The sequence below is a fragment of the Turicimonas sp. TL08 genome, assembly GCF_054660695.1.
The window spans coordinates 140,143-147,769 of record NZ_BAAGDP010000004.1 but is presented as its reverse complement, the minus strand read 5'-3'; the positions used below and the strand labels follow the sequence as shown (position 1 = coordinate 147,769).

Below are 7,627 nucleotides of genomic sequence, written 5' to 3'. Positions count from 1 at the left end.
GAAACAAAAGCGCACAGCTCCGAATTGGCCGGATAAAAATTCCTTTTGTTCTTTAGTCGGGTACAGCCGAACTTTCGTAGCCTGCAACATCTCATTTCCTTATCTACTTTAATTGTATGACAGATCACTTACCCCTTCTGCACAAAAGACACTCGGTCACAAATCTAGTGGTGCATTTGATATTCACAACAAAATATCGAAGAAAGAAAATGTCTGAGACGGTATTGGCCGACCTTAGAGGAATTTTGGCTTCATTGGCAGAATCAAAAGGCTGCTTCGTACTTGAAATTAACGGAGAGGCAGACCATATTCACTTGCTGCTGCAAATGCCTCCGCAAATCTCAGTTTCAAATCTCGTAGGATTTTTGAAAACCAACTCTTCGAAGATTATTCTAGAGAGATTCCCGGAGTTAAGAACTTTCAGTAACCATGGCTCTTTTTGGTCAACGTCATACTTTGCGGCGTCTGCGGGAGGAGTCACGATAGAGAGTTTAGAAAAATATGTACAAGATCAAGGTAAAACGAAACGCCTCTCATCTCCGCCCTTTCGGACGGAGGTTTCTCGGCGCATGAGCTAAAAACTAAATTCTTCGGTAGATAAACCCGCCTCTCTTTGTTTCCTTTGCCGATAAAAGAAAAACTTCTATCAACACAATTCCAGTTCGCAAGTTTCAAGGAGACAACTTCGGCCCTGCGCAGCCCGCAGCCCATCATTACCGCAAAAATGGCTCGGTCACGGAAGCCTTTTGTGGTGCCGTTGAAACAAGACTCTAATAGTCTTCTTCCTTCTTTTAAGTCTAAACTGCGGCCTTTGGGAAGTCTTTCAAATTTCAAACTTTTCAGACTGCTGATTTTCAGATAAGCCGACTGCGGAAGCAAATCATTGGACCATGCCTCCTTAGCGACTCCTTTGAACACAGTTAAGTAAAGATTTTTAGTTGAAGGAGAGCACCCTTTCTCTTCAAGAGCTCTCAAAATCTTTTGCCAGTGACTCCTTCTCAATTTGGACCATTCAACTCTGTCATAAGAAGAGTGACCCAAGATTTTTGCAATGTTTCGGACGCAATTTTCTACGGTTGTCTGAGAACGCTTCGATCCCAAAGTTCTTACATATGAATCGGCCGGATTAAATAAATTTGAACGGCAGGAAGGAAGGGACAGTATATTTTCTGATTCGCTCATTTGGTTCTCCGGGAGGAAGAAAAAGAAGAAAGTCTATAAAACTCAAAGACAACAAACTTTGATTTGCTTACCTTTATTGGAACAGAAGGACCATAGACCGGAATTAAAAAAAATCCTCCGGAAAAGTGCTGTCCCCTCTTGGGGGTAAAAGACAACTTATTGCCGGAACAAACTACATCCCCGAAACGCAGTTTCGACCGCTTCAGCGGTGGGCAGGACTAGCCGAATTTCGAAGAAATTCGACCTCCGTTAGGAGGTGCGACGTGCAACTCGATAGAAAATCCTGAAGGATTTGATATCGAGTTGCGTTCCTGCATTAACTCTTTTGTTTGGTTTTTGACCTTATTTTTCAGCACACCGCCTTAGGTTTCCAACAAGCAAAGATGAGGACTTGGGCTGAAACTCTATGTAGAGGGATGAAGATTAGTGAAAGTTGTCCATCAATTTTTGAAGCGAACGCTTGGTACTGCACTGGCTGTAGTGAGCAAAAAAATTGTGTGTCAACTTTCCCAAAGACGTTCGACATGATTTTTCGTAAACAAAAAACGAGAAAGTCACGCCGGCTTGCGAGTTTCTTTCTTCTCTGAGGATGGCGGCAGCGACGCATCCGAAGACTGATCAAGACCCTGAAGATTGTTTAAAAGTAGAAAAGAGGGGTAAAGAAGTTTGTTTGAACAAACTTCTTTACCCCTCTGCTAGAAAGTTGTCCATCAATTTTTGAAGCGAACGCTTGGTACTGCACTGGCTGTAGTGAGCAAAAAAATTGTGAGTCAACTTTCCTAAAGAAGTTCAACGTGATTTTTCGTCCCAAAAAACGAGAAAGTCACGCCGGCTTGCGAGTTTTTTCTTTTCTGAGGATGGCGGCAGCGACGCATCCGAAGACTGATCAAGATCCTGAAGATTGGTTAAAAGTAGAAAAGAGGGGTGAAAAAGTTTGTTTGAACAAACTTCTTTACCCCTCTGCTAGAAAGTTGTCCATCAATTTTTGAAGCGAACGCTTGGCACTTCACTGGCTGTAGTGAGCAAAAAATTGTGAGTCAACTTTCCCAAAGACGTTCAACATGATTTTTCGTAAACAAAAAACGAGGAAGTCTCATCGGCTTGCGAGTTTTTTCTTTTCTGAGGATTGCATCAGCGGTGAATCCGAAGACTGATTGTAAGAAGATGAGAGGGGTAAAAAAGTTTATACGTATAAACTTTTTTACCCCTCTATTGAAAAGTTTTCTGTTAATTTTGGACAATAAGTTGATTGCGGCGTGAATGTTCTTTTAAAAAATTATCGACCGTCTTGATATGGGAAGAAATATGTTCGTCCATTGCAGATATTGCTTGGAGGGCTGAACGAATTTCCTCCTCTTTGATATCTCCGACCTTAGCCTGTGTGTTGAGTACTCTTGCAATTTGATTGAGATTAACTCCTACTTTATTGAGTTCTAAAGTTGAATCCAGCAACGCTTGCTTGCTGTTTAAATCAATCTGTAGCTTCTTTAAGAGAAATTGTCTTATTGCTGCGACGATAATTTCTTGTCGGCTTTGTCCTCTTTTTTCTCCTAAATTTCTTAAAACCTCGAGTTCACTCTTACTTAGACGAACAAGAACAGGACTTCGAACTTCATCAATTGAATTACCGACAGTGAAGGGAACCTCATCTTTGTTTCTTATTACACGGTTAGATAACAGTTCCTGAATAGTGTGAGAAGTAAAGGAGGATAGAGTCATATTGTTTTGACTCGCAAGTTTTTTCCATTTTTCTTTTTGTTCGGAAGTAAGCCATACTCCAAAGGATTCTGATTTTTTCATTTTGTTGATAAAAGGCGGAAGTTCCGCCTTCTTTTGTTAACCTTCGATAATTCGATTAATTTCTAATTCTTCGGCAGGGATCTCTTCTTCCGAGCCGTCTTCCCATTTAACGAAAACCATGCCGTCTAGGGCTTTCTTTTTGTAAAGCAGCTCGCATTCTCTGCCTTCAACTAAACAAAAGATTAACGGTTTTTTGTATTGGTCTTCTTTCGGTTCTTTAAAGCTTTCTTCAGCAAATTCTTCGCTTTCATTTCGAGGAAGACTTTCGGAAGATTCACAATTGTCTGATTCGTCTTCGGTTTGCATAGACTCTGATGAGACGTCCTCTTCAATTGCCATGTCTTCATCATAAGGGTCATTAATTTTGATTGTCTGAGGAGGCTCTGGTAAAGGTTCGTCAGTTGTATCTTGTACTTCAACAGTTTCATCTGAGTCCTCTGACTCTTCCGGTTCTGATGGAAAACTAGTTGTCTCAAAAGACTCTTCCTGAAAGTCGTTCGTTTCACTAGTTGCTTCGTTTTCATCCGCTGACAAAGGTGAAGATTCGTCCGGCGTTTCCTCCAGAGCCGAGGATTGTGGTTCCTCCGCTTTAATCGAAGGATTAAATTTTTTGGCCTGAGATTGAGAGATCTTGTCGTTTTCTTCGATGAACCGTTCAGTTTCTTCCGGATATTCTTTCCAACTTGTAAAAAGATCATAAGCTGATCGGATACTCCCAATTTTGTTGGTTAGCACGGCGTTTTTAATAATTTCTGGAAAGTCGGGCCATGTGCAGTACTGTGACACAGTTCCTTTATTCAATCCTAATTTTTCTGCTATTTCCGATTGGGACTCAGGAATTTTTCTTCTCGAGACAATAAATTCTGCAATTTCTGCGGTGCTTAAGTTCGCACGCTGGATGTTTTCTGCCATCTGAAGATAACCGATCTGACTCGGATCAAAAGATGACTTTACAATCGCCTTAATCGTTTTCTCTTCATTGAGAAGATGAGCACGATACCGACGTTCTCCGCTGATGATGTGATACTTATGTTCGTCTATCTTGCGGACAACGATAGGCTGCAGGAGCCCGTAAGTTTTTATGTTGTCAGCTAGCTGCTTTAGCTCTTCTTCATCAAAGAATTTTCTTGGTTGATTTGGATCGGGCTCTATTTCGTTGAGGTTCAGATTAACGATTGAAAATTCAGGGTTCACAATTCTGTGAGTAAAGTCTTTAGAAACTTTTCTAAGGCTGTCTAAATCCATTGTTCTAAGCATTGGTTACTTGCTCCTGTACGTTTTCCTCGGCGGATGCGGTTGGTTTGGCTTGTTCTATTGGGGTGGAAACTTCCCGAAGTTTTCCTGTTTGCGGGTCTTTTTCAATCTTTATCGGCTTCTTAATTGGAAGTCCCAACTGGTGAATTAAAGTGATCCAGACTCTGGCAACTTCTAGGGCTTCTTTTCTTGTTTGCCCGTTTTCAGAAAAAAATACGGGCCTTTTCATTTGCTGGGCAGCTGCATATTCGCTGCGGTCAGTGATACAGCAAACTCCTGATTCTGTCTTGGTTTTCGGGTCGTAACGCTTCAGAAGAATGTGCCCCATCGTCTTTAGCAGAGCTTCATAATTCGATTTTTGAATGCCTTGCATACGAACCAAACTCATCAACAAACCTAAAAAATTCAAATCAGGGTTGATGGAGTCTTTGATGACTGTTGCACGAGAAAGTGTTTTATCCACGCCGGCAATAGACTCAGCCTTTACTTGGAAGGGAACTAGGTAGTCTGTGGCTACGCTTAAAGCGGCAAATTGCCTTACGTCTGCACTTGGCGGACAGTCAATGATGCAAATGTCAAAGTCATTTTGGACGTTTGTGATGGCAACGCTGAGGTTGTAGGTGACAACGCCGTCGTCGCCGACATCTGATAATTCGAGAAGAGAATCATCGCCTTTAATGACTAAAAATTCACTTGTAGGCTCGATAGTTCGGCCTTCTTTCATGATTTCTCCGCTGTAAACTGAAGAAGCCTGACACAAGCCTGAGGCAGAAAGAATATCGCCGGAATTGCCCTGCTGATCGAGGTCAATAACTAACACTCGGTTTCCAAGCTTGTATCGGCAAAAATAAGCAAATTGAGTTGCGATGAAAGATTTACCGACTCCGCCTTTTTCATTGAGGATAGATAGGACTTTCATTTTGATTCCTTATGGTTTAACTTTGAAGCGTTAAATAATTTTCTTGAAAGCGACGATTTCATCGCTGTAAAAAGACCATACGTTTGACTTCCAAGAGCAAACTCTTTGTCTGCCGTCGGAGAGCACAACTTCATAAGTTCCGTTTTTTGGAACGAATTTCGGATAAGCGTTCCAGCCGTCGTCAGAAAAATTTTCTTTTGCGTTCAATGTTGCGATAGCAGGATAGGGTGAAAACTCACGGTAAGCCTCTATCTGGTCCTCTGGAACCTGAATCCAATTCTTCTGCATTGTGAGCTTGCCGGTGATGAATTTGTTGGTTTTGAGCCGTAAGAGCCAATAATCGCATTCAAGCGGCTTGCCTTCGATGAAAGGTTCTGTATTCAGACGTGGAGGAATTACGTCAGGCCAACGGTTCCAGTCTCCGGGCTGATAAGCCGGCTCGCCTGTTAGATGTTTTCTGTCTGCGATTAGGATTAACGAATTGCCGGTCACGCTGATTTCTGCGGGAACGTTGAAAACTAATTCGTTAGCCGACCGAGTTTCAAAACCGCTCTGGATAACTGAATCCAAGAAAACTTCATCACTTAAGAGGCTTCTGATAGCCTCGAGTAATTTTTCTGGTATCTGCTTACAGATAAAGTTTTGCTTGCTAATCATCAAATTTCTCCATCGGAAATACGGCGTTTTTCTTCGTGTCTCCGGTAACTTTTCCAGTTGAAAATCAATATTTTTGATTGCTCGCAGAGTCGATCCATGATGCGTTCTTCGAGGTATTCTTCGATACTTTCAGGACCTGAGAGATTCAGGTTTGAGATGAAAATCGTGGAGCGCATTTGCTCATATCGTTCGTTGATAATTTCAAAGAGCAAATCTTTCTCTTTTTCGGTGATTGTGCGGTAGGTTCCGATCTCATCCAGAACGAGAATGTCAACGCCGGTAAAGCTTCGAATTACTTGTGCTTGACTCTGTGCGGAACCTGTCGCCCATGTGGATTTAATTTTTGAGAGCATCTTTGAAACCGTGGTAAAAAGTGCTGTTTTCCCCTCCCGGATAGCCTCTGAGAGAATCGAACAACCCAAGTGAGTTTTCCCCGTTCCCGGGGTGCCGATAAGCAAAAGGCCTTTGCCAGCCCGGACATTCTCATCAACCGAAGCAGCAAAGTCTTTGCAGGCAGCCAAAACTCTTTCCTGGCCGGGGTTGGAAACGATGTAGTTTTCAAAATTTTTTTCTGAAAATTTCGGCGGAATTTGACTTTGTTCAAAGTTCTTCTTAGCCCTTTTTTCAGCGGCGCATTGCGGACAACCGGCTGCAAAGTACCGACCGGAGTTGAAGCTTTCAGATTTGCCTTTAAGACCGGAGGCAAACCATCCGTGTTTTTCACAAAAAGAGGCGCAATACTTCGATTCGTCTATTTCGCTTCTGGGCGTTGGTGCTGGAGTTTTCATGGCTTAATTCCTTGGTCTGGGTGCGGCTCTGTAAGTGCCGTCAGGTTGTTCGATTAATCCGGCGGTGTAGTCTCGGTCTGCGTATGAGCTGCGTTTGGGGGCAGCTCTGTAGGTGCCGTCGGGGTTTTCAATGAGCTCTTTCAGGCATTCCTCAGCGTTAAATGGCCTGGGAGACTTGGATTTTTTTGGCTGCGCTCTCTCAGGAACAAGCCTTCGGTTACGGATGGCCGTGAGCTCTCTTTGCAGCGATTTGATGACAAAAGCAATCGCAGATGAGAGCGGCTTTCCCTCCTTGTCTTTGGCTTGTTGGCAACGAGCGAAAACTTGCGATACGGTGTCAAAATCAAACGCTGCCATGCCCGTTTGTGCAAGTTCAGCAACTGCCGATTCGTTTTCCTGACTTCGTTTTCGCCAACGGTCGAGACTCTTTTCATCGAGTCCGAAAAAAATCAGGGTTTGCAAAACTTCGTCAATGCTCCAGGGGGTATTTCCCTTGTTAAAAAGATCTTTAACGTTGTTTTCCCGATCCGATACCGATCCAGATCCAGATACAGATACAGATCTGATCTGTATCTGATCGGTATCTGATCTGATCTGATCTGATCCGATCTGATCCGATCGTGGGAAAATTTTCTGATCGGTCTGCAAATTTTCTTTTGGAACGGGAATTTGCTTTTTCTGTGATTCCCTTTGATAGTCAACGGGTTTACCGTTTTTGTCGTTTGTGTTTTCTGCTGTAGCAGATGCTGTAGCATATGCTGTGGCATTTCCGTCTTTATGCTGTGGCATATGCTGTGGCAGATGCTGTGGCATTCCTTGGTCAGAGTTGGATGCTGTGGCATTTTCATCTTTATGCTGTAGCACATGCTGTGGCATATGCTGTGGCAGATGCTGTGGCATATGCTGTGGCATTCCTTGGTCAGAGTTGGATGCTGTGGCATTTTCATCTTTATGCTGTAGCACATGCTGTGGCATATGCTGTGGCAGATGCTGTGGCATATGCTGTGGCATTCCTTGGTCAGAGTTG

9 protein-coding genes are annotated in these 7,627 nt (G+C 43.1%); 1 reads left to right on the top strand and 8 read right to left on the bottom strand.

The genetic code is table 11. The annotated features are described in order from the left end of the window. Nucleotides 1–90 (bottom strand): helix-turn-helix domain-containing protein (locus tag ACYQ4O_RS03605; RefSeq protein WP_460174588.1); only part of this gene is annotated, 90 nt, incomplete at its 3' end. 26 nt (nucleotides 91–116) lie between these two features. Here ACYQ4O_RS03605 and tnpA point away from each other — a divergent pair. Further along, nucleotides 117–578, top strand: a complete 462-nt coding sequence (tnpA, locus tag ACYQ4O_RS03600) for an IS200/IS605 family transposase (protein ID WP_460174784.1) — start codon at nucleotides 117–119, stop codon at nucleotides 576–578. Here the strand turns inward: tnpA and ACYQ4O_RS03595 are convergent. From ACYQ4O_RS03595 to ACYQ4O_RS03565, 7 genes are all read right to left on the bottom strand, one after another. Next, nucleotides 478–1,182, bottom strand: coding sequence for a tyrosine-type recombinase/integrase (locus ACYQ4O_RS03595; RefSeq protein WP_460174783.1), 705 nt, complete (start codon nucleotides 1,180–1,182; stop codon nucleotides 478–480). The genes tnpA and ACYQ4O_RS03595 overlap by 101 nt on opposite strands. Nucleotides 1,183–2,409: 1,227 nt before the next feature. Beyond that, the gene (gene mobC / locus ACYQ4O_RS03590; RefSeq protein WP_460174782.1) at nucleotides 2,410–2,982 is read right to left on the bottom strand and encodes a plasmid mobilization relaxosome protein MobC; all 573 of its coding nucleotides are present in this window, start codon (nucleotides 2,980–2,982) and stop codon (nucleotides 2,410–2,412) included. Nucleotides 2,983–3,018: 36 nt separating this feature from the next. Then, nucleotides 3,019–4,239: a ParB/RepB/Spo0J family partition protein gene (locus tag ACYQ4O_RS03585; protein ID WP_460174781.1), complete on the bottom strand. Its 1,221-nt coding sequence runs from the start codon at nucleotides 4,237–4,239 to the stop codon at nucleotides 3,019–3,021. Next, on the bottom strand, nucleotides 4,232–5,155 hold the full coding sequence (locus tag ACYQ4O_RS03580) for a ParA family protein (protein WP_460174780.1): 924 nt from the start codon (nucleotides 5,153–5,155) through the stop codon (nucleotides 4,232–4,234). Before ACYQ4O_RS03580 ends, ACYQ4O_RS03585 begins: the two co-directional genes overlap by 8 nt. A gap of 30 nt (nucleotides 5,156–5,185) precedes the next feature. Further along, nucleotides 5,186–5,812, bottom strand: coding sequence for a hypothetical protein (locus ACYQ4O_RS03575; protein ID WP_460174779.1), 627 nt, complete (start codon nucleotides 5,810–5,812; stop codon nucleotides 5,186–5,188). Next, nucleotides 5,812–6,600, bottom strand: a complete 789-nt coding sequence (locus ACYQ4O_RS03570) for an ATP-binding protein (RefSeq protein WP_460174778.1) — start codon at nucleotides 6,598–6,600, stop codon at nucleotides 5,812–5,814. Before ACYQ4O_RS03570 ends, ACYQ4O_RS03575 begins: the two co-directional genes overlap by 1 nt. A gap of 3 nt (nucleotides 6,601–6,603) precedes the next feature. Continuing rightward, nucleotides 6,604–7,500: a hypothetical protein gene (locus ACYQ4O_RS03565; RefSeq protein ID WP_460174777.1), complete on the bottom strand. Its 897-nt coding sequence runs from the start codon at nucleotides 7,498–7,500 to the stop codon at nucleotides 6,604–6,606. Nucleotides 7,501–7,627 lie beyond the last annotated feature (127 nt).

What these genes read in the sequence shown, in the direction of transcription:
- tnpA (WP_460174784.1), top strand. Translation starts at nt 117, where the DNA reads ATGACAGATCACTTACCCCTTCTGCACAAAAGACACTCGGTCACAAAT.
- ACYQ4O_RS03595 (WP_460174783.1), bottom strand. Translation starts at nt 1,182, where the DNA reads ATGAGCGAATCAGAAAATATACTGTCCCTTCCTTCCTGCCGTTCAAAT.
- mobC (WP_460174782.1), bottom strand. Translation starts at nt 2,982, where the DNA reads ATGAAAAAATCAGAATCCTTTGGAGTATGGCTTACTTCCGAACAAAAA.
- ACYQ4O_RS03585 (WP_460174781.1), bottom strand. Translation starts at nt 4,239, where the DNA reads ATGCTTAGAACAATGGATTTAGACAGCCTTAGAAAAGTTTCTAAAGAC.
- ACYQ4O_RS03580 (WP_460174780.1), bottom strand. Translation starts at nt 5,155, where the DNA reads ATGAAAGTCCTATCTATCCTCAATGAAAAAGGCGGAGTCGGTAAATCT.
- ACYQ4O_RS03575 (WP_460174779.1), bottom strand. Translation starts at nt 5,812, where the DNA reads ATGATTAGCAAGCAAAACTTTATCTGTAAGCAGATACCAGAAAAATTA.
- ACYQ4O_RS03570 (WP_460174778.1), bottom strand. Translation starts at nt 6,600, where the DNA reads ATGAAAACTCCAGCACCAACGCCCAGAAGCGAAATAGACGAATCGAAG.
- ACYQ4O_RS03565 (WP_460174777.1), bottom strand. Translation starts at nt 7,500, where the DNA reads ATGCCACAGCATCTGCCACAGCATATGCCACAGCATGTGCTACAGCAT.